The following is a 24,040-nucleotide window of genomic DNA, read 5'->3' as shown; positions in this document are numbered from 1 at the left end:
ATCGTGAGGGAGTTTTTCATGCGTACCATCACCGCGTCACTTGGCCTCGCAGTGCTCGCCGCTGCCAGCCTTCCCGCCGTTGCCGGCACTTCCAGCCTTACCGTCATCTCCTTTGGCGGCGCCACCAAGGCGGCGCAGCAGGCCGCCTACTTCCAGCCCTTCGAGCAGAGCGGGGCCGGCAAGGTGGTGGCGGGCGAGTACAATGGCGAACTGTCCAAGGTCAAGGCCATGGTCGATGTCGGCCATGTGTCCTGGGACGTGGTGGAGGTCGAAAGCCCCGAACTGATCCGCGGCTGCGAAGCAGGCCTGTTCGAGCGCATCGACCCGGCCCTGCTGGGCGACCAGGCCAACTACCTGCCCGGTACCGTGAGCGAGTGCGGCGTGGCCAGCTATGTGTGGTCCATGGTGCTGGCCTACAACACCCAGAAGCTCGCCAACGGGCCGACCTCGTGGGCGGACTTCTGGGATACCCAGCGCTTCCCCGGCAAGCGCGGGTTGCGCAAGGGCGCCAAGTACACCCTTGAGGTCGCGCTGCTGGCCGATGGTGTTCCGCGCCAGGATTTGTACACCGTGCTGGGCACGCCGGAGGGCGTCAACCGCGCGTTCCACAAACTCGACCAGATCAAGCAGAGCATCCAGTGGTGGGAGGCCGGCGCGCAACCGCCGCAGTGGCTGGTGGCCGGTGATGTGGTGATGTCCGCCGCCTACAACGGGCGCATCGCCTCGGCGCAGAAGGACGGCTCGAAGCTTGGCATCGTTTGGCAAGGCAGCCTGTACGACCCAGACCACTGGGCGATTGTGCGCGGCTCCAAGAGCAAGGAATTGGCCCAGCAGTTCATCACCTTCGCCAGCCAGGCCGCCACGCAGAAAACCTTCTCCAGCCACATCCCCTATGGCCCGGTGCGTATCGATGCGGTCAATGCATTGCCGGCCGAGATCCAGCAGCAGCTGCCAACGGCCCCCGGCAACCTGGCCGAAGCCCAACTGGTGAACGCCGAGTTCTGGGTCGACCACGGCGAAGAGCTGGAAGAGCGCTTCAATGCCTGGGCGGCGCGCTGACCCTCGCGCGACAGCGCGCTGGTGAGCCCGCCCGGGGCATGGAAAGATGGAAAACGCCGTTGCAGCGATGCAACGGCTTTTTCCGATTCAAGAGGCAAGCAAACAGATGAGCAGAGACCGGCTTCAATCCGCGCAGTGGTTCGAGCAGATCGCCCACGTGGTCGATTGCATCGGCACGTCGGCGTTCGTCGAGTCGCTGTTCGCCGCGCTCAACTACCTGGCGCCCTCCCACGCCATCACCGTGTTCCTGTTCCCCCATCAAGGGCTGCCTTCGGCCCTGTTCGAGCGGGACGAAGAAGGGCCGTGGATGCCCGAGGGCAGCATCGGCAAGTACCTGGAAGGCTTCTACCTGCTGTGCCCGTTCTACCGCGCCTGCATCGAGGGCATCGCCCCAGGCTGCTACCGGCTCAGCGATGTGGCGCCGGACCACTTCAAGCGCAGCGAATACTACGTGTCGTTCTACCAGCATGCGCGGCTCGAGGATGAGCTGAACTACATCGTGCCGCTGGGGCCCAAGCTGACCATCGCGGTGGCCTTGGCCAGCACCCGCCGCCTGGGCCGGCAGCAGGTCGACGAACTCAAGCGCATTGCCCCCTGGGTGTTGGCCGTGGTGCGCCGGCATTGGGGGGACCTGGATGCAGATGCCTTGGGTGGGCGTTTCGAAAGTGCGCTGGGCCGGCAGATCAACGCCGCGCTGACCCAGTTCGGCTCGTCGCTGTTGACCGAGCGCGAGTGCCTGGTGGCCCAGTACATGCTGCGCGGCCATTCCATCCGCTCGTTGGCCGAACGGCTGGGCATCAGCGAGGACACGGTCAAGACCCACCGCAAGCATGTGTACAGCAAGCTGGACATCGCCAAGCAGTCGGAGCTGTTCTCGCTGTTCATTGCCTCGGTGGCCCAGGCCCAGGAAGGGTTGAGCAAGGACCCGTTGGAGAGTTACCTGCGGCGCAGGCGGTGAGCGGTGGATTGCCCCGCCAGCATGGGCGGGGCATCGACCCTCAGAAGTCCACCGTAGCCGACAGCTCATAGGTGCGCGGCGCACCCAGCCCCAAGGTCTGGGTCAGCGGTACGCCCCAGTAATCCTTGTCGGTCAGGTTGGAGATGTTGGCGCGCAGGGTCACAGGCTTGCTGGCGACCTGGGTGGTGAAGCGGGCACCGGCGTCGAAGATCGTGTAGCCGGGGATCGACAGCGTGTTGTCTTCGCTGATGTACTGCTTGGACTGCGAGGTGACGTTACCGGTCAGCGTCAGCCCTTCAAAGCCCGGGATATCCCATTCCATGCCCAGCTTGCCCTGCAGCTTGGGATAGGCCGTGGCCGTCTTGCCCTCGTTGACGCCGCCTGCGGTCTTGGTCAGCTTGGGGTCGACATGGGCCACGCCGCCCATCAGCCGTACATCCGGCAGCGGGGCGCCGAAGAAACTCCATTCCACGCCGCGGTTACGCTGCTCGCCGCCAGACGAAAAGACGTTGGTAACCGGGTCGGTGTAGCTGCCCGGGCGCTTGATTTCGTACAGCGCCAGGGTATGACTGAAGGTGCCCAGGTCTAGCTTGAGGCCGACTTCGCGTTGCTTGGTCTCGTAGGGTGCGAACACCTCGCCGTAGTTGGCGGCGGTAAACGGTGCTGCCTCGCCCTTGCTCAGGCCTTCGATGTAGTTGGCGTACAGCGACACCTGGTCGGTGAGCTTGAACAGGATGGCGCCGGCCGGGGTGTTGGCGTGGGTATCGTAGCCGGGCTTGTTGCGCGCGCCGGTGTTGACGTTGAAGGTATCGGTGACCACCTCCTGGCGGCGTATGCCCAAGGTCAGTTGCAGGCGGTCGTCGAACACCGACAGGGTGTCGGCAATGCCATAGCTCTTCAGGTCGTTTTCGGTGTGGGCGATTGGCGGCCAGGCTTCGGACACCTTGGGGCCCCAGCTCGGATGGTAGATGTTGGTGGTCCAGCTGGAGCCGGCGGCGCGGCGGCCGAAGTCCTTCTGTGTGTCGCTGTACTGGGTGGCATTGAGCGACCATTGGTGGTTGATGCCAAAGGTGTCGAAATGGCCGCGCAGTCCCACTTCGGCGGAGGTCTTGTGGATCTCCATCTGCAGCTGACCCATGGTGGTGGTGACGTCGCCGGCGGCGTTGGTCACGGTGCCGACCAATGCGCCGCTGTAGCGGTAGTCGGTCTTGCTGGTGCCGACCGCGCCGTAGGCCAGCAACTGGTCGGTCAGCTCGTACTCGCCGCGCAGGATCACGCCCTTGTCCTTGGTTTCGACATAGGCCCAGTCAGGGTTGAGCAGGGTGTCGGACTTGGGCGGCCTGGGCACCGGCACGCCGTCATCAAGGCCCAAGCCACGGTTCTGGCCGCGGATATGGTCGTCGGTGTCGTAGAGGTCGACAGACAGCCGTGCACGTTCGCCGCGCCAGTCCAGGGCCAGGGCCGACAGCACGTTGCGTTGGCCCTGGCCATCGATGGCGGTATCGCCGTCGCGGTACATGCCGTTGAAGCGCACGCCGAACTGGTTGCCTTCGCCGAAACGCCGGCCCACATCGATATGCCCGCCCAGCTGCGCGTCGGAGGCGTAGGTGGCGGTGAGGCGGGTCAGTGGCGTGTCGCCGGCACGCTTGGGGATGAGGTTGACGATACCGCCCACCGAGCCGCCGGGTGGCATGCCGTTAAGCAGGGCCGACGGGCCCTTGAGCACTTCGATGCGCTCGTACATCTCGGGTGAGGCGCGGTAATAGGGAGCCATGCCGAACAGGCCATCGACGGTCATGTCGGTGACGCTGGTCTGGAAACCGCGGATCGAATAGTTCTCGCTGTAGGTACCGGTGAGCCCGTTGCTGAACACCGAGGGGTCGGTGGCGGCGATCACGTCGGTGATGTCCTTGGCCTGCAGGTCCTGGATGTAGGTGTCGGTGTAGCTGACGGTGCTGAACGGCGTTTCCATGAAGTCTTTGTTACCCAGCAGCCCGACGCGCCCGCCCGTGGCCACCTGGCCGCCGGCGTATGCCGGTGGCAGTGGGTCGGCGATACCCTGGGCGTCGATCAGGGTGGCGGACAACTCGGTGAGCGCCGGTTTTTGTTCCGCGTCCTGGCTGTTGCTCGAAGGTGTTTCGGCCTGTGCAGGGGGCGCGGCAAATGCGCCGGCGCCGAAGGCCAGGCCGATCAGCACGGCGTGTGCCAGCAGGGTGAGTGATGAGGCCGGGTGAGTGGCGAGGGGACGGTGGGACACGTGGGGGCTCCAAAGGGTGGCGGCAGTTATGGTTTTGATGTGTGTATTTGCTAAGCGAAGACGTAAGGCTAATGATTATCATCTGTAAGCATGACAATGCACGGTTGCGCCAGGCGTGACTCAGTGCTGATAACCCCTGATCACGTCGTCGACGATCAGCGCCAGTGACGTCGGGCTGGCGGCGGTGACGTACCAGGCCTCGGGGTCGACGAACACCACGCGGCCGTGCTTCCACGCGTTGGTCTGGCGCAGCAGTGGGTTGCCGAGGGTTTCGGCGGTCATCACCGGGCGGTGCTCCATCACTGCCGTGCGGTCGACCACGTAGAGGATGTCGGGGTTGGCCTGCTGGATGAACTCGCTGGAAATGGGCTGGCCATGCAGGCCGGTCTCCAGGGTGCTGCTGGCCGGCTTGACGCCCAGGTCGTTGAAGATGAAACCGTAGCGTGATTGCACGCCGAAGGCGCTGAAGGCGCCGTTGTTGTGCAGCACCACCAGCGCGCGTTCGGGGCGCCCCTGGGTGACGCTGCGTGCCTGGTCGAGCTTGGCGTCCAGCGCGGCGAGCTTCTGCCGGGCCAGGTCCTGTTTGGCGAACACCTGCCCAAGGCTGGCCAGGTGCTGCTTGACCACGGCCACATGGCCGGTTTCGCTGTCGCGGTAGTCCACGTCGAAGTGCAGGGTCGGCGCCATTTCGCTCAGTTCGGCATAGTGGTTGGCCTGCAGCGAGGTGATCAGGATCAGGTCGGGGCGGGCGGCATGTACCCTTTCGAGGTTGGGCTGCACGATCGAGCCCATGTCGGCGGTTTGCGCGGCGTCTTTGTAGCGCGCCAGAAAGTGCGGCACGAAGTCCTTCGGCATGCCCACCACCGGTACCCCCAGCTGGTCGAGGAAGTCGACTTCGTTCATGTCCAGGGCCACCGCGCGCTGCGGGGGCTGCTTGATCACCGTGGTGCCCAGCTGGTGCTTTACGGTGACCGGCGTGTAGTCGCCGGCGGGCGCGGTGTTGGCCGTGGCCGGTGTGGTGGCCGACGTCTCGTTGCAGCCGTGCAGGGCCAGGGTCGCGCCCAGCAGCAGGGCCAGGTGCCAACCGGCAGTGGAAAGGTTGCTGTTCATCGCGGTGCTCTCGGTGGGTTGAAGTAGTTGCACAGGCGGCCACGCGCGCCGTGGGTGATGTCGAAATCCAGCCCGTACAGCGCGTGCAGCCGTTGCTCGGTTACCACCTCGTCGACACTGCCGCTGTACTGCACCTGGCCGTCCTTCATGGCGACGATGCAGTCGGAATAGCTGGCGGCGAAGTTGATGTCGTGCACCACCAGGATCACCGTGCGGCCGAAGTCGTCGCACAGCCGGCGCAGCGCGCGCATGATCTGCACCGCGTGGCGCATGTCGAGGTTGTTCAGCGGCTCGTCGAGCAGCAGGTAGTCGGTTTCCTGGGCAATGGTCATGGCCAGGAACGCCATCTGCCGCTGGCCGCCACTGAGCTCGTCTAAGTTGGCCTGGCGCAGCGGCTCCAGGCCCAGGAAGGCGATGGCCTGGTCGATCGCCCGCCGGTCGTCAACGGTCAGCGCGCCATGGCTGTAGGGGAAACGGCCGAACGCCACCAGCTCGTCGACGGTCAGGCGCAGGTTGAAATCGACCGACTGGCGCAAGGTGGCGACGCGCCGGGCGTACTCGCTGACGGGCATACCGTGGATGCTTTGCCCATCCAGGCGGATGTCACCGCTGCCGGGCGCAAGCAGCCGGGCGAGCATCATCAGCAGGGTAGTCTTGCCGGCGCCGTTGGGGCCGATCAACGAAGTCAGGCGCTGGCGCGCGAAGCTGGCGCTGACCCCGGCCAGCACGGCCTTGTTGCCATAGCGTTTATGCAGGTCGTGGACGGTGATCATGCGGCTCCCCGGTTGCGCACCATCAGGGCGAGGAAGTAGGTGCCACACACCAGGTTCACGAGGATGCCGACGGTGGTCCTGTAGTTGAAGACATGCTCGACCAGCAACTGGGCGGCGATGAACACGGCAATGGCCACGGCGCTGCCCTGGGCCAGGGTGACCCGGTGGCGGAAGGTGCCCGCCAGGCGGTAGGTGATGTTGGCGACGAACACACCCATGAACGCGGTGGGCCCGAGCAGGCTGGTGGATACCGCGACCAGCGTGGCGATCACGGCCAGGTGCAGGCGCACGCTGCGCCGGTAGTCCACCCCCAGCGAGATGGCCTGGTCGCGCCCCAGCGCCAGCACATCGAGCACCGGCGCGGCCTTGGCCAGCACGGCGCACAGCAGCGCCACCAGTAGCGCCGAGCCGAGCAGCAGCGGCAGCGAGGCGCGGTTGAACGAGGCCTGGGTGTAGCCCTGCAGCATCGAGAATTCGCCGGGGCTGACCTTGAGCTGGACGAACTGGGTGAAGGTGGTCATGACCATCGTCAGCACCAGCCCGACCAGCAGCAGGAAATACACGTTGCTGTGGCCTTCGCGAAACAGCCAGCGGTGCAGGGCCCAGGAGTAGCCGAGCATCAGCAGCACCGAGAGCAGGAAATTGCCGTCGTTGCCCAGCAGCACCAGGCCCTGCATGCCCATGCCCAGCACCAGCAGTGCCTGCAGCAGCAGGTACACCGCTTCGTAGCCCATGATCGCGGGGGTGAGGATGCGGTTGCCGGTGAGGGTCTGGAAGGCGATGGCCGAGCAGGCCACGCACACGCCGCCGATGACCATGGCGGCCAGGCGCGCGAGGCGCTTGGGGATTACGTAGTCGAAGTCCAGCCCGGCATTGGCGAACACGAACACGCAGGCCAGGGCGATGACCGCGGCCCACGGCAGCAGGCGGCGCTTCATCGCTGCCTCCAGAGGATCAGCCCCAGGAAGATCAGGCCGCCCAGGCCGCCGGCAGTCAGGCCGATGGGCACTTCGAAGGGGTAGATCAGCAGCCGCCCGGCCAGGTCGCAGACCAGCAGCAAGGCCGCGCCGCCCAGCGCCACCAGGGGCAGGGTGCGGCGCAGGTTGTCGCCATGGCGCAGGGCGATGAGGTTGGGCACCACCAGGCCGACGAAGGGGATGGCGCCGACGGTGATCACGCTGGCCGCCACCGTCACCGCGACCAGTATCAGCCCCAGCGCCACGTTGGCGCTGTAGTTCAGGCCCAGGCTGGTGGCCATGCCTTCGCCCATGCCGACCAGGGTGAAGCGGTGGGCATACAGGTAAGTGAGCGCGATGATCGGCAGGATCAGGTAGATGAGTTCGTAGCGCCCTTGCACCACTTTGGAGAAGTCGCCCAGCAACCAGCCCTGCATGCTTTGCAGCAGGTTGAAACGGTAGGCATAGAACTCGGCCAGCGCGCTCAGCACCCCGCCGTACATCAGGCCGATCACCGGTACCAGCACCGCGTTCCTGGCGCGGATGCGGCGGATGATGGCGACGAACACCAGGCTTGCGGCAAAGCACAAGCCCAGGGCGAACAGCATCTGCACGGGCACACCGGCGGTCGGCGCCAGCCCCAGGGAGAGCAGGATGCCCAGGCGGGCGGCATCCAGCGCGCCGCAGGTGCCGGGCTCGACGAAGCGGTTGCGCACGATCTGTTGCAGGATCACCCCGCACACCGCCAGGCCGATGCCCACCAGGATCAGTGCGGCCAGGCGCGGCAGGCGGCTGGCGGTCAGGGTCAGCCAGGTGTCGCCGTGCAGCGTCAGCAGTTGCGACCAGGCCAGTTCGCGGGCGCCCACCGCCAACGAGGCCAGGCACAACAGCAGGAACAGCAACAGCCAGGACAGGCGCATCAAGGCTGTGCCACCGTCGACGGTGCGGCGATGCGCCAGGCGCTGGCGGCGTGGCGCTGCTCGAGGAAGCGGGCGTAGTAGCCGCCGCTGGCGCGCAAGGCAGCAGGCGAGCCTTGTTCGACCACCCGGCCCGCATCGAGCACCACGATATGGTCGGCCAGAGCCACCGTGCCCAGCTGGTGGGCGATGACCACCTGCGTGCAGCGCCCGCGCAGGCTGTGCAGGGTGGCGGCGATCAGCGCCTGGTTGTCGGCATCCAGGGCGGCGGTGGCTTCGTCCACCAGCAGCACCGGGGCCTGCTTGATCAGTGCGCGGGCAATGGTCACACGCTGGCGCTCGCCCCCCGACAGCCGCGCGCCGCCTTCGCCGACCGGGGTGTCGAGGCCCTGGGCCAGGCGCTGTATGACCGCCTCCAGGCCTGCCATGCGGGCGGCCTGGAGTACCTCGGCATCGCTAGCCTCGGGTTTGCCGATGCGGATGTTGTCGGCGATGCTGCCCTGGAACAGCCAGGTGTCCTGCAGCACCTGGCCGACCGTGGCGGTCAGGGTGGCGCGGGCCATCTGCCGCACGTCCACGCCGCCAATCCGCACGTTGCCCTGGCTGGCATCGAAGAAGCGCGCGATCAGGCGCAGCAGCGAGCTCTTGCCCGAGCCCGAGGCACCGATGATCGCCGTCATGCGGCCTGCCGGAAGCTGCAGGTGCAGGTCATGCAGCACGTCGGGCCCTTCGTCGCCGTAGCGCAGGCTTACACCCTGCAATTCGATGGCGCTGCCTTCTGGCAGCTCGGGCGAAAGCGGCTCCGGCAGCGGCTTGGCCGCCAGGATCCGTTCGATTTCCTTGAGCTGGCCACGGGCGCCGCGCAGGACCTCGACATGGCTGGCCACGTCCTGCAGGGGGTCGATAAAGCGGCAGGCCAACGCCAATGCCACGACCACCGCCACCACCTCCTGCGGTTGGCCACCCAGCTGGCGGCTGAACCACAGGCCGGCGGCCGTCAGCAACGCCGCGAACGTCGCCTGCACGGCCCAGCTGTTGAGCAGCGCCGACAGCGCCGAGCGCAGGATCAGGCCCATGCCGCTGCGGCGCTGGCGCTCCAGGCTTTGCGCCAGCAAACGCGTGCCACCGCCATCGCCATTGAAGGCGCGCAGCACCGACTGGGCCTGGGCAAACTCGACCATGCGCTGGCTGGCCTCGGCGAAGTGCTGCTGATAGGCCTCGCTGCCATGGCGGCCCAGGCGGGCGCTGAGCGGCAGCACCGTGGCCAGTGCCGGCAGGGCCAGCAGGGCGATCAGGCCCAGGGGCCCGTGCAGGGCAAACAGCGTTGGTACCAGCACCAGCGGCATGACCACGCCGCTGATCAAGGGGGTGAGCACATGGGCCGGCAGTTGGGCGACGCCCATCATGCCCTGGGTAATGACGTGCCCGAGCCGGGCGGTGTTGTCGGGGGTGAACCAACCCAGCGGCAGCTGCGCCACCTGTTCGCCAAGGCGCAGGCGGCCGCCTTGCAGTATCGCCGTCGCCAGGGCGATGCCGGCCTGTTCCACAGGGCGTCGCCAGAACCCGCACAGGGCCATACCGGCGGCCAGTACTGCCAGCCAGGCACTGGCACTGTGCACATCGCCCCCCAGCAGGTGCAGCATCAGTGGCGCCAGGGTGCTGATGGTCAGGCCACTGAACACGCCATACAGCACGGTCATCAGCACGTAGCGGCGCCATACCGGGGCGCTGTCACCCAACAGTCGAATGAAGGTTTTCAGCATGCCGGCAGTGCCTTTTTCTCGGTGTCCTGGTAATGCCCTTGGGCCCAGAGGCGGGCATACAAGCCCCGGTGTGCGAGCAGTTCTGAGTGACGGCCTTGCTCGCGTAGCTCGCCTTCGTCGAGCACGAGGATCTGGTCGGCGTGCATCACCGTGTCCAGCCGGTGTGCGATGACCAGCAGCGTGCGGCCCTGGGCAAAGCGCGAAAGGGCAGCCTGGATCGCCGCCTGGCTGTCGGCGTCGACGGCAGCGGTGGCTTCGTCGAGCACCAGCAGCGGCGGGTCGAGCAGCACCGCGCGGGCGATGCTCAGGCGCTGTTGTTCACCGCCGGACAACTGTGCGTCTTCGCCGATCACCGAGTCGTAGCCGCGAGGCAGTTGCACGATGCGCGAGTGAATGTTGGCCAGGCGGGCCGCCGCCTCGATCTGTTCGCGGGTCGCCGTTGGCCGGCCCAGGGCGATGTTGTCGGCCACGCTGGCGTGTATCAGCCGCACCTCCTGCAGCACGAAGCCGATGTGCTGGTACAGCGCCTGCTTCTGAATATCCCGCAGGTCGACGCCGCCGAGGGTGATGCGCCCGCTGTCGGGGTCGAAGAATCGCAGCAGCAGGCGCGCTACTGTGGACTTGCCGGCGCCGGAAGGGCCGACGATGGCGGTGGTGGTGCCGGGCGTGAGGGTGAAACTGAGGTTGCTGAGCACCGTGTTGCCGGGGGTGTAGGCGTGGCTGAGCTGTTCCACCCGGACTTCGTTGCCGTTGGGCGTGAGGCCCGTGGCCGGCGCAGGCAGCACGGGCGTGTCCAGCAGCGCCTGGACTCGCTGGGCGGCGCCGACCGCGTTGTTCAGGTCGTGGGTGATGTAGTGCAGCAGGTGCAACGGGGCGCACAGGCCCGGCGCCACCAGGGCGAAGGGCAGCAGCTGCAGGGGCTCGATCCAGTCCAGGGCGATGAACAGCATGCCGGCCAGCAGCACCAGGCCCAGTACCGTCACCGGCGCGATCAACGCATTGGCCTTGGCCATCGAGGCCACCAGCGGGCGGGTGAAGCCGGTGAAGGTCTGGGCGAAGGCGTCGACCGCCGCGCGGTAGCGGTCCTGGGCATTGCCCCGGTCACCGAAGGCCTTGACCAATGGCATGCCGTTGACGAACTCGACCACCGCGTTATCGATGCGCGCCATGCCGGCGATCACCGCGTCCATGTGCGTGGCGCTGGCCTGCATGGCCCGGCGCAGGAACAGGAAGAACACCGGGAAGGGCAGCAACGACACCAAGGCCAGGCGCCAGTCCATGGCGAACAGGTAGACCACCGAAATCAGCACGGCGCCCAAGGCGCGGCCCAGGGTGGTGTAGAAGTGCGCGGTGAGGCTGTGCAGGGTGCCGATGTCGTCCTGCATCGCCCGCTTGACCTCGCTGGAGGCCCGCTCGGTGAACCAGCCAAGCGGTACCTGCATCAGGCGCTGGCCGATGGCTACGCGCAGGTGGTGGGTGATGCGGTTGTCGGCCCGGTGCGCCAGCCACTCGCCGGCTGTGATCAACGCCATGCCGGCGAACAGGCAGGCCACGCTGACCACAACGGCCTGGCCGATGGCGCTGGCCGCGTCGGCGTCGCTCAAGGCCAGCCGGGCGATGTACTCGATGCCTGCCAGCGGCACCAGGGTCAGCATGGCGCCTGTCGCGGCCAGCAAGGCGGCAACGATCAACTGCCCGCGAATGGGCGCAAGTACACGGCTGATGGGGCCGCGCGCCTGGGGCTTGGCCTGCGCGGCAGCGTTGGACGTGGAGGATGAATCAGACATGAAGCGGGCCTGGGCTGCTGCGAAGTAATTAGTTGCATGACTATAAACTAATTTGCGAAAACCCGACAAGACGGCTAAAAGTCACTCTTCACCGAGCCAGGAGCACCTGATGCAACCACCACAACCCTCACCCGGCCGCGGGCGCCCGCGCACCATTACCCGTGAACGCATTGCCGACGTGAGCATCGCCATTGGCCTGCCCGGCCTCACCTTCGTGGGAGTAGCCGCCGCGTTGGGGGTGAGCCACATGGCGCTGTACAAGCACGTGGCGAACATCGATGCGCTCAAGTGCCTGGTGGCCGAGGAGATCTTCCAGCGCTGGCAGATCCCCCGGGCGAGTGATGACACCGAAGAAGGTTTGCAGGCCTACCTGCTGCGTTTCGCGGCGTCGGTGCAGGCATTCGTCAAGGCCCACCCAGGGCTGACGCCCTACGTGATCCGCAGGCTGGCGGCGACGCAGGTGATGATCAGCAAGATCAAGGACCATCAGGCGCATATCGCCGAGGCCTATGACCTGTCCGCAGAGCAGGCGCGCTGGCTGCTGTCGACGGTGGCGTTCCATGGTTTCGCGGTCGCCGATACGGTGTACACCGTGGCAGGGCGCGAGCCGCTGCTGGACGCTGATGGTTTGCAGGAAGAGCAGGAGATGGAGGTCGAGTTGACCGAAGGCATGCGCGCCCTGGTCGTGGGGGCGTTGGTACTGCTAGAGCAGCAAGGTGTGGTGGGGCGTTAGCGGCTTGCGCCCCTGAGGTCGAGCACCGCCTTGGCGGCGTTCGATCTCAGGGGCGTGGAAAACACGATGGCGAACCTCTGATGGCCTCAGGCTTGAGCGACCCACTCGGCACCGCGCTCGGCGATCATGATCGAGGCGGCATTGGTGTTGCCACCGACCAGCGTGGGCATGATCGAGGCGTCGATCACCCGCAGGCCCTCGATACCGTGTACCCGCAACTGGCTGTCCACCACTGCCATTTCGTCCTGGCCCATCTTGCTGGTGCCGATCGGGTGGTAAATGGTGTCGGTGCGTTTGCGCAACAGGTCGATCAACTGTTCGTCGCTGTGCAGGCCCGCGCTGTAGAAGTCGCGCAGGCCAAAGCTGGCCATCGGTGTCTGGGCGATGATCTCGCGGGTCATGCGGTAACCCTTGAGCAGGGTATTGACGTCATCGTCGTGCCCCAGGAAGTTGGGGTCGATGCGCGGTGCCACCCGTGAGTCCGGCGAGGCCAGGCCGACGCTGCCGATGCTCTTGGGCCGCAGTACGCAGACGTGGCAACTGAAACCATGCCCCCAGTGCAGTTTGCGGTTGTGATCGTCGACCGTGCCGATCACGGCATGCAGCTGGATATCCGGCCGTGCGAGGGCCGGGTCGGTCTTCAGGAAGCCACCGGCCTCGGCGCAGTTGCTCGACAGCGGGCCGCTTCGGTGGCGCAGGTAGTCGTACATCGCCTTGCCCATCTTCACGCTGCCACCCATGGAAACACCCAGCAGGGAGGTGTCGTTGCTCTTGTAGCACAGCACCACATCGGGGTGGTCCTGCAGGTTCTGGCCGACACCGGGCAGCTCATGGCGCACGGCGATACCCTGGGGCTTGAGCTCGTCCTCTGGGCCGATGCCCGACAGCATCAACAGGTGGGGGCTGCCGAAGGTGCCTGCGGCCAGCAGCACTTCCTTGCGTGCCTTCAGGTGCACCCGACGGCCCTTGATCAGCGCCTGCACGCCCGTGGCCCGTTCGCCCTGCAGCACGATGCTGTCGACATGGGTGTTGGTCAGCACCGTGAGGTTGCTGCGCTGGCGCACCGGTTTGAGGAACGCGGTGGCGGTGCTCCAGCGACGGCCGTCACGGATGGTCACGTCGTAATAGCCGACACCTTCCTGGCGGGCGCCGTTGAAGTCTTTGTTGTAGCTGTGCCCCGCGCGGATCGCCGACTCGACGAAGGCCTCGGTGGCGACATGCCGGTGCGCGGCGCCGACATAAAGCTCGCCCTCGCCACCATGAAAATCATCCTGGCCGGCATGGTGCATTTCGCTCTTGCGAAAGTAGGGCAGTACGTCGTCGAACGACCAGCCCTCGTTGCCCAGCGCCTGCCAGTCGTTGTAATCGTCGTGGTGGCCGCGGATGTAGACCATGCCGTTGATCGAGCTGCTGCCACCCAGCACCTTGCCGCGCGGCTGGTAGCCCTGACGCCCGCCCAGGCCCCGCTGCGCGGTGGTCTTGAAGGCCCAGTTGACATGCCGGGTCGGCAGGATGGCGGCCATGCCGATGGGGGTGTGGATCAGCGGCGAGCGGTCTTCGGGGCCGGCTTCGAGCAGGCCCACGGTGACGCTCGGGTCGGCGCTGAGGCGGTTGGCAAGGACACAGCCGGCAGAGCCGGCCCCAACGATCAGATAGTCGAATTCCATGTTGTTGTTCTCTAAAGGGGCAATGAAGGGGGAGGGCTTGAACAGCGGGACCGGTCAGCCATCCCAGGCCGTGTATCGATTGACGAAGCTGACGATGTGCCTTTGCGCCGCCAGGGCCTGTGGCAGCGCGGCGATCATCTGGAACACATGGGGCAGGCGCTTCCAGATCTCCAGGTGCACCGGCACGCCGGCCGCCGAAGCCTTGGCGGCGGCGCGCACCGAGTCGTCCAGCAGCATCTCGGTACTGCCGACCTGGAACAGCAGCGGCGGCAGGCCGTCGAAGCGGCCGAACAGTGGCGACACCGCCGGTTGCCCATGCAACTCGGCGGGCGCGTAGAAACCGCGGATGCCGATGGCGAAGGCCAGGGTGAAGATCGGGTCGTGACGCGCGTTGCCCAGCGCGCTCGCGCCACTGAGGGTGAAGTCCAGGAACGGCGACAGCAGCACGGCACAGCTGGGCAATGGCTGACGGTCGTCGCGCAGGCGTTGCAGGAGCGCAAGCACCAGGTTGCCGCCTGCCGAGTCGCCGGCGATCACGATGTTTTCGGCCTTGTGGCCTTGTTCCAGCAGCCAGCCGTAGGTCTGCAGCGCCTCATCGAGTGCGGCGGGGAAAGGGTGCTCGGGCGCCAGGCGGTAATCCACCATCAGCGCCCGCGCCTTGAGCGGCCGGCACCAGCCGGCCACCATCGCGGCGTAGACCTCGGGGGTATAGGCGACGAAGGCGCCGCCATGGATGTACAGCAGCACCCGTTCGGGGCGGCAATCGGCAGGTGCCAGCCACTGGGCAGGCACCCCGTTGCAGTTCACCTCGATACGTTGAACATCCTTGGGCAGGGCTTTTGGCGCCTGGCCGTCGAGCCTGCCGAACTGCTTGCGCAGTTTGCCGATATCGATGTTCAGGCCGTGCCCCGACTTCACCAGCAGGCGCAGCAGGCTATTGACCAGCCTGCTTTTCCAGCGCCCCTCGGACGGGTCGATTTCGCGGGTATAGGGCTGTGCATTCATGACGTCACCTCGGGCCGGTTTTGGGCAGGCCAGCGGTAGTCGCGCAATTGCTCGCGCAACAGCACCTTGCTGACCTTGCCGGTGGCGGTGTGCGGCAAGGCTTCGATGAACACCACATCGTCGGGGATGCAGAACCGCGCTACCTTGCCGGGGTACAGCGCCAGCACGGCGTCGCGGCTGGCGGCCTGGCCGGGCTTGAGCACCACCACCAGCAACGGGCGCTCGTCCCACTTGGGGTGGGCGATACCCAGCGCCGCCGCTTCGGCGACTGCCGGATGGCCCATGGCGATGTTTTCCAGGTCGATGGAACTGATCCACTCGCCGCCCGACTTGATCACGTCCTTGGCCCGGTCGGTGATCTGCATGAAACCATCGGCATCGAGGGTGGCCACGTCACCGGTGGGGAACCAACCGTCCACCAGCGGGCTCTGGTCGAGACCGAAATACTGCTCGATGACCCAGTGCCCACGCACCATCAGGGCGCCCGCGGTCTTGCCATCGCGGGGCAGCTCGTTGCCGTCGTCGTCCACTGTCTTCAGGTCGACGCCGAAGGGCGGACGGCCCTGCTTGACCGCGATGGCAAAGCGGGCCTCTTCATCCAGCGCCAGGTGCGATGCCTTCAGCGTGTTGACGGTCCCGGTGGGCGACAACTCCGTCATGCCCCAGGCGTGCTGCAGGCGAATGCCGAACTCCTGCTCAAAGCTGCGCATCAATGCCGGCGGGCACGCCGCGCCACCGACGACCATGCGCTGCAGGGCGGGGAGGCGGGCGCTGTGCTGGCGCAGGTACTGTTGCAGGCTCAGCCACACGGTCGGCACACCGGCAGAGAAGGTCACGCCTTCGCGCTCGAACAGCTTGAAGATGCTTTCGCCGTCCAGGTTGGCGCCAGGCAACACCAGCTTGGCGCCCACCAGCGGCGCCGAGTACGGCAAGCCCCAGGCGTTGACGTGGAACATCGGCACCACCGGGGCCACCACATCGCGGCCAGACAGCGCCAGTGCGTCGGGCAGCGAGCTGGAAAACGCATGCAACAAGGTGGCGCGGTGGGAGTAGAGCACGCCCTTGGGGTTGCCGGTGGTGCCGGAGGTGTAGCACAGCGTCGCCGCTGAGTGCTCATCCAGCTGCGGCCAGGCGAACTGTGCCGACTCGGCGGTCAGCAGGTCCTCGTAACACAGCAGGTTGGCGATGTTGATGGCCGGCATGTGCGCCCGATCCGTCATCGCCACCCAGTGCTTCACGCTCGGGCAATCCTTGGCAATGGTCTGCACCAACGCTGCGAAACTCAGGTCGAAGCACACCACTTCGTCCTCGGCGTCCCGGACGATCCAGCTGATCTGTTCGGGGAACAGGCGGGGGTTGACGGTATGCATGATCGCGCCGGTACCCGAGATCGCGTAGTACAGCTCGAAATGCCGGAAGCCGTTCCAGGCCAGGGTGCCTACGCGCATGCCTGGCCTGGCACCGAGCCGGGTCAGGGCGTTGGCAGCCTGCCTGGCGCGCTGGTGGGCGTCGGCATAGGTGTAGCAATGAACGGGGCCTTCAAGGGTGCAGGAGACTATCTCGGTGTCGCCGTGATAGCGCTCGGCGTGCTCGAGCAGTGAAGGGATGGTCAGCGGCAGCGTCATCATTTGGCCTTGCATGGGGCTCTACCTTTCTTGTTGTCATGCCCGGCCAAAAGGCCGGGAGGCGTGTCGTGCTCAACCGGTTACGCGAGTGGGCCGGGAGTCATAGGCGTTGTGCGCACTGCGCTGGAAGGCCAGGCGGTCATCTTCGATGGGGTCCTTGAGCAGCATTTTCTTGTCGCGGCCGTAATGCATGAAGACGAACCATGGATAGGACTTGCCCTGGCGCGGGAGGAACTGCTGGTCGCGCTGGATATAGCCGGACTTCATCGAGTTCATGATCCCGTCTGCCAGCGCGTTGTTGGCGTTGTCGTAGGGGGTCACGACATCGAACTGGTTGCGCTGCATGTAGCGCATCAGCCGGCACAGGTAGCTGGCGGCCAGGCCGACCTTGAGGGTCCAGGAGACGTTGGTGTAGCCGAAGATCCACGCCATGTTGGGCAGGTTTTCCAGCAGCACGCCCTTGTAGGTCATCTGCTCGCCCACCGGGTAGGGGGTGCCGTCCACCGAGACGGTCATGCCGCCGAGTACCTGCAGCCTGAGGCCGGTGGCAGCGATGATGATGTCGGCGGGCAAGTGCTTGCCGGACTTCAGCTGGATGCCGTTTTCGGTGAAGCGCTCGATGTGATCGGTCTCGACCGAGGCCTGGCCGCTGCGAATGGCCTTGAACAGGTCGCCATCCGGCACCGCGCACAGGCGCTCGTCCCACGGCATGTAGTGGGGCGTGAAGTGGCGCATGTCGGCATCGGGGCCCACCTGGCGGCGCACGTGGGCGAGGATGATCCGGCGCGTCAGCCGCGGCCATTGCCGGCAGGCGATGTAGGCGGCGCGGTACAGCACGATATTGCGCTTGCGTGCCAGGCCCAGCGCCCAGCGTGCCGGCATGATGCGCGACAGTGCGGCGGTGAGCTTGTCGGTCGATGGCAGCGAGTAGATGTACGAGGGCGAGCGCTGCAGCATGGTGATGTGGCGGGTCTTGTCGGCCATGGCCGGGATCAGCGTGGCCGCGGTGGCACCGCTGCCGATCACGACGACGTTCTTGCCGGTGTAGTCCAGGTCTTCGGGCCAGTGCTGCGGATGAACCCGAACCCCTTTGAATGCCTCTTCGCCCGGGAAGCTGGGCAGGAAACCGTCGTCGTGGTTGTAGTAGCCGGTGCAGCACAGCAGGAACTTGCAGGTGTAGTGGCGCACGCTGCCAGAGGCTTCGTGCAGGGCGCTCACCTGCCACAGGCGCTGCTGGCTGGACCAGTTGGCACTGGTGATCTTCAGCCCGTAATGGACCTTCTTGCTCAGGCCATGCTGCTGTGCCGTGTCCTGGATATAGCGCCGGATCGATGCGCCATCGGCCAGCACCTTGGCGCTGTCCCACAGGCGGAACTTGTAGCCATAGCTGAGCATGTCCGAGTCGGAGCGAATGCCCGGGTAACGGAACAGGTCCCAGGTTCCTCCCATGCAGGCGCGACGCTCCAGGATCGCCAGGCTGCGCTCCGGGAACTCCTGCGCCAGCTGGCAGGCGGTGCCGATGCCGGACAGCCCTGCACCGATGATCAAGGTATCGAAATGTTGGTTGCTCATGAGGTCTCCGCGCCTGTGTGATCAGGCCGGGCAGTTGATTGAGAGGGGCTTGTGCGCAGCGACTGGGGCTGTCGGCAGATCAACGTCGTTGCTGCGGGCTGAGCAGCTCGGGGAGATGTCCCGCCTCTGCTCGAATCATGCGGGCCTTGCTTTGGAGAAAAGCGGGCACGCGGGAGGTGTCGGCTGGGTGTGGCCTGCAACCAGACGCCGGGCGCGAGGCTGCCGGCGTGGTCGTGCATCAGGGACGGCTTGGAGTCTGTCATGTGATGAGCTCCTGTAATTGTTGTTCCACAGGACTGTAAATCGCCGCAATGATTAGCGCAACATGTGTTATGCATAATATTTCATCGCCCGAAAAACGGGCGGCCGCCGCCGGCTGCCGATGGTTTCATCGGCAGTGCTGCTGGCGGTTTGCGCCGTTCGCTGGAGGGCGTGCGCCGCTTATGGGGCGGCCGGCGTGAGCCCTGCGATGTAGTGGGCCAGGGCTTGCAGCTCATCCTGCTCAAGCAGGCTGGCGGTGGCGTTCATGGCACCACTGGGGTCGGTGCGCAGGCCCTGCTTGAAGGCGACTAGCTGCTCCAGCAGGTAGGCCTGGCCCTGGCCCGCCAGACGCGGCCCTACTGGGCTGCCGGACAGCTGCGCGCCGTGGCAGGCGACGCAGCCGCGCGCCGTCACACTGGCCTGGCCACGGGCCCGCAAGGCATCGTCGGGTTCGGGTGCGTCGGTGATGTGCGGGGCCTGGCGCGCGAAATACTCAGCCAGGGCCTTGATGCGCTCATCGCTCAAGCTTGCCGCCAGCGGCTGCATTTGCGGGCTGTGCCGCTGGCCTTGGGCGAAGGCATGTAGCTGCGCCTGCAGATACGCCACCGGCTGCCCTGCCAGCGCCGGGTACTGGGCATTTGCCGGCTGCCCACGGACCCCGTGGCACAGCGTGCAGGCGTCCTGGGGTTGTGGCCAGGCACCGCCGTTGGCTTCGTAGCTGGCGTAGTGGCGGTCAAGGGCATCCATGAATCTGTAGCCCGCCAGCAGTTCTGGCCCATAAAGGGCGGCAGCGCCCAGCACGCCTGCGGTGACGACAGCGGCAGCGTAAAGCCATGTGCGCTTGTTCATGCCTGCCTCCGGGTGCTGGTGAGCGCCTGCAGGGCTTCAAGGGCCGCGCGGTGGCCGGAGCGTACGGCGCCATCCATGCTGCTGGTCCACAGGTCCGAGGTCTCGGTGCCCGACCAGATCAGGCGGCCGACGGCAGGTTTCAGGTATGGCCCCCAGCGGGTCAGAAAACCGGGCGGGATCGAGCCTACGCAGGTCAGGGTCCAAGGGTCGACCTTGGCCCAGTCGTGATCGTGGAACTGCTTGACCTGCAGGGCTTGCTCGCCCAATGCCCGTGCATAGACCTGCGCGAGAATACGCTCGGCCTTGGCAGGGTCATCGGTGAGCTGCGCGCTGCGCACGAACCCCATCAGGATGCCGACACTGCCATCGGGCGGTGAGTTGTCACAAGAGAGAATCAACGGGCCATCGGCCTGGATCACCTGGCCATTGAGCCCTTTGTCCCGCCAGAAGGGCCGCTCGTAGACATGCACGGTCTTGCGCATGGGCGCGAGGGACGGCCAAAGCCGCTGCAACTGCGCACGCCCCTCGGGCAATGGCGGGTCGAAGACGATCTGGTTGCACAACGCAGGGTGCAAAGCGGCGATTACCTGGCGGGTGCGCAGGATGCCCTGGTCGGTATGGACCTCGACGATGTCCTTGTCCCAGCCGACGATCTTGCGCACCGGGCTGGAGAGCTTCAGCCGATCACCCAGCGCCTGGGCCATGCGCGTGCAGAGCAGTTGCGAGCCGCCGACGAAACGGGTTTCCTGGGCGCCGCCTTTGAAGCCCTCGAGCTTTTCCATGCTGCAATCGGCGGAGTTGATCAGCGAGAGGTAGTGCAGCAGCGCAAGGCTGGATGGCGGCGTGCCGGTGGTCAGGCCGATGGAGGTGTCGAAGGTCAGCCGGCCGGCATTGTCCAAGTTTTGAGTCGCCAGCCACTCACCCACAGACAGTTTGTCGATCGCTTGCGCATCCGCAGCGGTCCAGGGCTCTTTGCTGGGGACCTGGCGCGCCATCTGGTTGAGCTTTTCGGTGACCGCGTGGTTGCCGCCCTGGCCGTTGCTCAGGTCTTCCTCGTAGCGGGCATCCCCGACCAGGTAGACATTGCGGCCCTGGTAGTAGGTGGGGAAGGTCTGCACGTCGAGCTCGCGCGCCAGGTCGAAGATGGCGGTCTGTCCGGGGCCGATCCATTCGCCACCGGCCTCGGAGATCACACCGTTGCCAAGGGGGTGGTTGTAGGTGCGACCGCCCACGCGATCCCGCGCTTCCAGCACGGCGTACGACGTACACCCGGCCCGCTGCAGGTCGCGGGCCGCCGTCAGGCCAGCCAACCCTGCGCCAATGATCACCACGTCCAGCACGTGCTGATCGTCGGTCAGCAAGGCTTGCGCCATCGCCCGTCCGCTGAGGGCCGTGCCCCCGATCAAGGCTGCACTGCCCAGTGCTTGCACCAGCAAGCGCCGTTGGCGCGCAGACAATGACAGCTCTGAGTTTTCCTGCTCCATCTTCGCCTCGGTCAACGCTGTTTTTATATTTAGATAACCGCAGTTATGTAAATAGCCTACTGCGCCTGTGAGGCAAAGGGAATACCCCACGCAAGCGCTTGCGATGAAGGGAGAGGCCGGTTAGTCTAAAACGCAACAGTAGTTATGTTTAATCTGCGAAAGACCGGGGAGATACCGATGAACATGCTCAAGACACTGACCATCGCTTGCGTCATCAGCCTGCCGTTGCAGCTGGCGCAAGCTGCGCCGGTAGACGCTTGCGATGCCAAGCTTGCTCAGCTCGAATCCATCGAACGCAGCGAAGGGGTTGCAGTGCAGGGTGGCCTGGCTACGGATATTCGACGTTTGGTCGAGCAAGCCAAGGCGGCCAAGGCCAAGGGTGATGGCAAAGCCTGCCTGAGCGCGGCCAGCAGGGCACTGAGCCTGTACAAGACCGCCTCGAAATAGCGAGGTGTGCGCTGGCAGAGCAGGCCCAGGGCCTGCCCTGCCATTGAAACCGCTGTTGGCGGCGGGTGGCTTAGCGGGCTTTGGCCTTGACGGCGGCCTTTGCGGCCTTGGGCGGGGATATCAGCAGGATCAGGGCATCCAGTAGCGCCTGGCCACGCTCGGCGCTGAAGCGCTCCGGTTCGATGGGCAACATCATCAGCCAGCCATCGCAGATGGTGCTGATCTGGTCGGCGAGCATCTCGGCAGCGATGTCGTGGCGGATCTTGCCCTGGGCCTGGCCGGTTTCGATCACGGTGGTGAATACCTGGCGGAACCGCGCGTAGCGTTGCCGGATGATGTCGGCGAATACCGGCTCATGCCGGGCGTGGGCAAGCAATTGCAGCCAGGACAGCCAGATGGTTGACTCGTCGGAACTGACCCACTGCAGCCACTGACGCAGCAGGGAGGCGATGTCGATCTGGGCCTGGTTGGTCTCCAGCAGTTGGTCGACCTGGTCGAACAGGTTCTGCGCAACTTCGCCGATCATTTCTTCCTTGTTGGCGAAGTAATAGGTTACCGCTCCCGTGGTGCACCCCGCCTGCTTGGCCACCTTGCGCATGGAGGCGCCGACGTAGCCATCCGCCGCGATGACCGCGATCGCCGCTGCCAGCAGTTCCGCCCGTTTTGCGTCGCGGTCGCCGACAGGCCTGCCTCTGCGGGCAACGGGTTCCGGTGCGATTTCGCAGTCGCTTGGAGGGGCAGCTTGGGTGCGGGCTTTGGTATCAGGCATGGGCGCTCAGGAGATGTCGAAGTCGGTTGAAAGAACCAGCTCTCTACTTTTGATGCAGGGGCAACGAGCCCCAGCATAGAGAAATTGCACGAAGAAAACATCCCGGCCAGGCGGGGTGCGGAGCGTTCGCACCCGCCACGAGGGCTTGCCGGTCAAGCTTCGGCGTGCACATTCACGGGCTCAGGCACTGCCGCACCCGGCAACCGCCACGGCACGAATCTCGACGCGCAGGGGCTCCAGTGCCAGCTGGGTGATGCCGACCGCCGTCCAGGAGGGGTAGCGCGCCGGGAAATACTCGTCCTTGACGCGCGCAAAGTCCGCCATGTCAGCTTGCAACTGAGTATGGAAGGTCGTCAGCTCGACCACGTCCGCCAGGCTGGCGCCGGCCGCTTCCAGTACCTGCCTGAGCGACTGGAACGCCAGGTGCGACTGCTCGACGATACCTTCACCGGGCCTCAGCTGAGGGTCGATCCCCACTTGCCCCGACACCCAGATCAAGTCACCCACGCGGGTGGCCTGGGAGAAGTGGAAGTTGTCGTAGAACGCCTGGGTTTCGGGCGGATTGATGGATTGGCGCTTGAGGTTGTTGGCAATCATCGGTGTGCTCCAGTCAGACGACTTGGCGGAAGGTCGGGTGGCGGAAGGGGGCGCCCGCGGCCAGGTGCGCGAGTTCCTCGGTAAAAAGCACACCTTGCTGCGGATAACCGGCATCGCTGTGTGCCGGCAGCGGGCTGAAGGTGGCGTCATCCCCGAAAAAACGGAAGACGAAGGTCCGCCGGCGCGGGAAGTCGGCATCGACCGGCGCGCCGCCGTGCAGGGAGCCAGGGTGCAGCAGCACCACATCGCCGGGCTCGGTGGCCCAGGAAAGCACGTCGTAGGCCTGCGGGTTCACGCGTCGTTCGGCTTCGATATCCGGCAAGCGGGGCAGGGCTCCCTTGCCGTGCAGCGGCTGGGTCGGGTCATCAGGGTTGGTAAAGGTGGTGCCATCGTAGCGCGGCCCCCGGTGTGAGCCACGGATGATCTCCAGCGCATTGCGCTTGGGCACGGCATCGAAACTGACCCAGGCATTGCCCCAGTGGTTGCCGGCCCAGGGCAGGTAGGAGGTGTCCTGGTGCCAGAGCGTTCTGGAGCCCTGGCCACCGGCCTTGAGAAAGACCTCCTCGGCAAAATACCAGACGTTTCTTGAACCCCATACCCTGGCAAACAGCTCGCCGAAGGGCAGGCTGGCAACCAGCGCTTCCAGGCGCTCCTTGGCCAGTGGGTTGGCATTGTCGACGTGGGATTGCTGGGTGGTCCCGGCAAACATCCGGGTGGCATGGGGGCCATGGTTGAGTACCGCCCAGTCGTAGGCCTCCTGGCAGCGAGCCAGTTGTTCCTGGTTCAACAGCCCCTTGACCAGCACGGCACCTTCTTCATGGAACGCCTTGCTCAGCGAGTCTTGCATGGATGTTCTCCCGGTAGGTGTTGCTCAGGTAACCAGGAGCCTAGCAAGCAGATTTAATTGGCGCAACGAGCGTTATTATAAAAAGCACTGCGCCCATTGTAGCCAGATGTTTCTGGCTCAGAGGGGGTTGAGCAGGTCACCAAAGGTCGAGATCAGGTAGAGCGGCCAGGGATACATCGGGCTTGTCCGCACCACCGTGTCGGCTAAAAGGAATGTGCCCACGACAAGGCCTATCACAAGGCCAACAAGCATGATTCGACGCATGGGCGTCTCCGTCGTCCGACCTCAACACCCAGGGCTGCGCGCTACCTGGACATCCACTCGATCACCGCCAGGTAGTCATCGGGCGTGCAGTCCATGCACAGGCCACGGGGCGGCATGGCGTTGAAGCCTTCGGTCACGTGCTTGACCAGCACCTCCTTGCCTTGCGCCAGGCGTGGCTTCCAGGCCTCGATGTCGCCCTTTTTCGGGGCCATCGGCAGCTGGCCGTTATGGCACATCTGGCAGGTGCGATTGAACACTGCCGCCGGATCCTGTGCCGCATTGGCCAGGCTCGCGAAGGTCAGGCAAAGCGTCAGGGTCAGCCTCTTTCTCATCATCGTTT

Annotated in this window: 22 protein-coding genes; 4 read left to right on the top strand and 18 right to left on the bottom strand. The window is 65.6% G+C overall.

All coding sequences use genetic code 11. The features are described from left to right. The first annotated feature begins 18 nt into the window (after positions 1–18). On the top strand, positions 19–1,059 hold the full coding sequence (locus tag L6D77_RS19150) for an ABC transporter substrate-binding protein (protein WP_232883674.1): 1,041 nt from the start codon (positions 19–21) through the stop codon (positions 1,057–1,059). 106 nt (positions 1,060–1,165) lie between these two features. After that, complete coding sequence (locus tag L6D77_RS19145) at positions 1,166–2,017, top strand: helix-turn-helix transcriptional regulator (protein ID WP_232883673.1); 852 nt, start codon at positions 1,166–1,168, stop codon at positions 2,015–2,017. Between the two features lie 40 nt (positions 2,018–2,057). Here L6D77_RS19145 and L6D77_RS19140 read toward each other — a convergent pair whose 3' ends face one another. The 7 genes from L6D77_RS19140 to L6D77_RS19110 form a co-directional block, all read right to left on the bottom strand. Next, entirely contained in the window at positions 2,058–4,274 is a 2,217-nt protein-coding gene (locus L6D77_RS19140; protein ID WP_232883671.1) for a TonB-dependent receptor, read from the bottom strand. A 120-nt stretch (positions 4,275–4,394) separates the two neighbouring features. Then, positions 4,395–5,384, bottom strand: a complete 990-nt coding sequence (locus L6D77_RS19135; RefSeq protein ID WP_232883669.1) for a siderophore ABC transporter substrate-binding protein — start codon at positions 5,382–5,384, stop codon at positions 4,395–4,397. Continuing rightward, entirely contained in the window at positions 5,381–6,157 is a 777-nt protein-coding gene (locus L6D77_RS19130) for an iron ABC transporter ATP-binding protein (RefSeq protein ID WP_232883668.1), read from the bottom strand. Before L6D77_RS19130 ends, L6D77_RS19135 begins: the two co-directional genes overlap by 4 nt. After that, a complete protein-coding gene (locus tag L6D77_RS19125; RefSeq protein ID WP_232883666.1) occupies positions 6,154–7,095 on the bottom strand; it encodes an iron chelate uptake ABC transporter family permease subunit in 942 nt (313 codons plus the stop codon). Before L6D77_RS19125 ends, L6D77_RS19130 begins: the two co-directional genes overlap by 4 nt. Further along, positions 7,092–8,033, bottom strand: coding sequence for an ABC transporter permease (locus tag L6D77_RS19120; RefSeq protein WP_232883664.1), 942 nt, complete (start codon positions 8,031–8,033; stop codon positions 7,092–7,094). Before L6D77_RS19120 ends, L6D77_RS19125 begins: the two co-directional genes overlap by 4 nt. After that, the gene (locus L6D77_RS19115) at positions 8,033–9,793 is read right to left on the bottom strand and encodes an ABC transporter ATP-binding protein (protein ID WP_232883662.1); all 1,761 of its coding nucleotides are present in this window, start codon (positions 9,791–9,793) and stop codon (positions 8,033–8,035) included. Before L6D77_RS19115 ends, L6D77_RS19120 begins: the two co-directional genes overlap by 1 nt. Further along, positions 9,787–11,580, bottom strand: coding sequence for an ABC transporter ATP-binding protein (locus L6D77_RS19110; protein WP_232883660.1), 1,794 nt, complete (start codon positions 11,578–11,580; stop codon positions 9,787–9,789). Before L6D77_RS19110 ends, L6D77_RS19115 begins: the two co-directional genes overlap by 7 nt. Before the next feature lie 109 nt (positions 11,581–11,689). Here L6D77_RS19110 and L6D77_RS19105 point away from each other — a divergent pair, with 109 nt between their 5' ends. After that, on the top strand, positions 11,690–12,313 hold the full coding sequence (locus tag L6D77_RS19105; RefSeq protein ID WP_232883657.1) for a TetR/AcrR family transcriptional regulator: 624 nt from the start codon (positions 11,690–11,692) through the stop codon (positions 12,311–12,313). Positions 12,314–12,399: 86 nt separating this feature from the next. On the opposite strand, the gene L6D77_RS19100 is transcribed toward L6D77_RS19105, so the two are convergent. The 6 genes from L6D77_RS19100 to L6D77_RS19075 all read right to left on the bottom strand — a co-directional run bounded on the left by L6D77_RS19100 (position 12,400) and on the right by L6D77_RS19075 (position 20,776). Beyond that, positions 12,400–13,980, bottom strand: coding sequence for a GMC family oxidoreductase (locus L6D77_RS19100; RefSeq protein WP_232883656.1), 1,581 nt, complete (start codon positions 13,978–13,980; stop codon positions 12,400–12,402). Positions 13,981–14,034: 54 nt separating this feature from the next. Further along, a complete protein-coding gene (locus L6D77_RS19095) occupies positions 14,035–14,985 on the bottom strand; it encodes an alpha/beta hydrolase (RefSeq protein ID WP_232883654.1) in 951 nt (316 codons plus the stop codon). Next, a complete protein-coding gene (locus tag L6D77_RS19090) occupies positions 14,982–16,625 on the bottom strand; it encodes a 3-(methylthio)propionyl-CoA ligase (protein ID WP_232883653.1) in 1,644 nt (547 codons plus the stop codon). Before L6D77_RS19090 ends, L6D77_RS19095 begins: the two co-directional genes overlap by 4 nt. 57 nt (positions 16,626–16,682) lie before the next feature. Beyond that, positions 16,683–18,182 carry a flavin-containing monooxygenase gene (locus tag L6D77_RS19085; protein WP_232883651.1) on the bottom strand — a complete coding sequence of 500 codons (1,500 nt, stop codon included), beginning with the start codon at positions 18,180–18,182 and terminating at the stop codon, positions 16,683–16,685. A 441-nt stretch (positions 18,183–18,623) separates the two neighbouring features. Further along, positions 18,624–19,292 carry a c-type cytochrome gene (locus L6D77_RS19080; protein WP_232883650.1) on the bottom strand — a complete coding sequence of 223 codons (669 nt, stop codon included), beginning with the start codon at positions 19,290–19,292 and terminating at the stop codon, positions 18,624–18,626. Continuing rightward, the gene (locus L6D77_RS19075) at positions 19,289–20,776 is read right to left on the bottom strand and encodes a flavin monoamine oxidase family protein (RefSeq protein ID WP_232883648.1); all 1,488 of its coding nucleotides are present in this window, start codon (positions 20,774–20,776) and stop codon (positions 19,289–19,291) included. Before L6D77_RS19075 ends, L6D77_RS19080 begins: the two co-directional genes overlap by 4 nt. 177 nt (positions 20,777–20,953) lie before the next feature. Between L6D77_RS19075 and L6D77_RS19070 the strand changes: the two genes are divergently transcribed. After that, entirely contained in the window at positions 20,954–21,223 is a 270-nt protein-coding gene (locus L6D77_RS19070; RefSeq protein ID WP_232883646.1) for a hypothetical protein, read from the top strand. A 70-nt stretch (positions 21,224–21,293) separates the two neighbouring features. Here the strand turns inward: L6D77_RS19070 and L6D77_RS19065 are convergent, their stop codons facing one another. The 5 genes from L6D77_RS19065 to L6D77_RS19045 form a co-directional block, all read right to left on the bottom strand. After that, on the bottom strand, positions 21,294–21,992 hold the full coding sequence (locus L6D77_RS19065; protein ID WP_232883644.1) for a TetR/AcrR family transcriptional regulator: 699 nt from the start codon (positions 21,990–21,992) through the stop codon (positions 21,294–21,296). Positions 21,993–22,172: 180 nt separating this feature from the next. Continuing rightward, positions 22,173–22,589, bottom strand: a complete 417-nt coding sequence (locus L6D77_RS19060) for a RidA family protein (RefSeq protein ID WP_232883642.1) — start codon at positions 22,587–22,589, stop codon at positions 22,173–22,175. 13 nt (positions 22,590–22,602) lie between these two features. Then, positions 22,603–23,436, bottom strand: a complete 834-nt coding sequence (locus L6D77_RS19055) for a phytanoyl-CoA dioxygenase family protein (RefSeq protein ID WP_232883641.1) — start codon at positions 23,434–23,436, stop codon at positions 22,603–22,605. A 117-nt stretch (positions 23,437–23,553) separates the two neighbouring features. Next, positions 23,554–23,700: a hypothetical protein gene (locus tag L6D77_RS19050; RefSeq protein ID WP_232883639.1), complete on the bottom strand. Its 147-nt coding sequence runs from the start codon at positions 23,698–23,700 to the stop codon at positions 23,554–23,556. A gap of 41 nt (positions 23,701–23,741) precedes the next feature. Beyond that, positions 23,742–24,032 carry a c-type cytochrome gene (locus tag L6D77_RS19045; protein WP_232883638.1) on the bottom strand — a complete coding sequence of 97 codons (291 nt, stop codon included), beginning with the start codon at positions 24,030–24,032 and terminating at the stop codon, positions 23,742–23,744. Positions 24,033–24,040 lie beyond the last annotated feature (8 nt).

This window comes from Pseudomonas parasichuanensis (genome assembly GCF_021601385.1).
In the GTDB taxonomy this organism is placed as follows: domain Bacteria; phylum Pseudomonadota; class Gammaproteobacteria; order Pseudomonadales; family Pseudomonadaceae; genus Aquipseudomonas; species Aquipseudomonas parasichuanensis.
The sequence above is the reverse complement of the archived record's forward strand: the minus strand, read 5'-3'. Positions and strand labels throughout refer to the sequence as shown.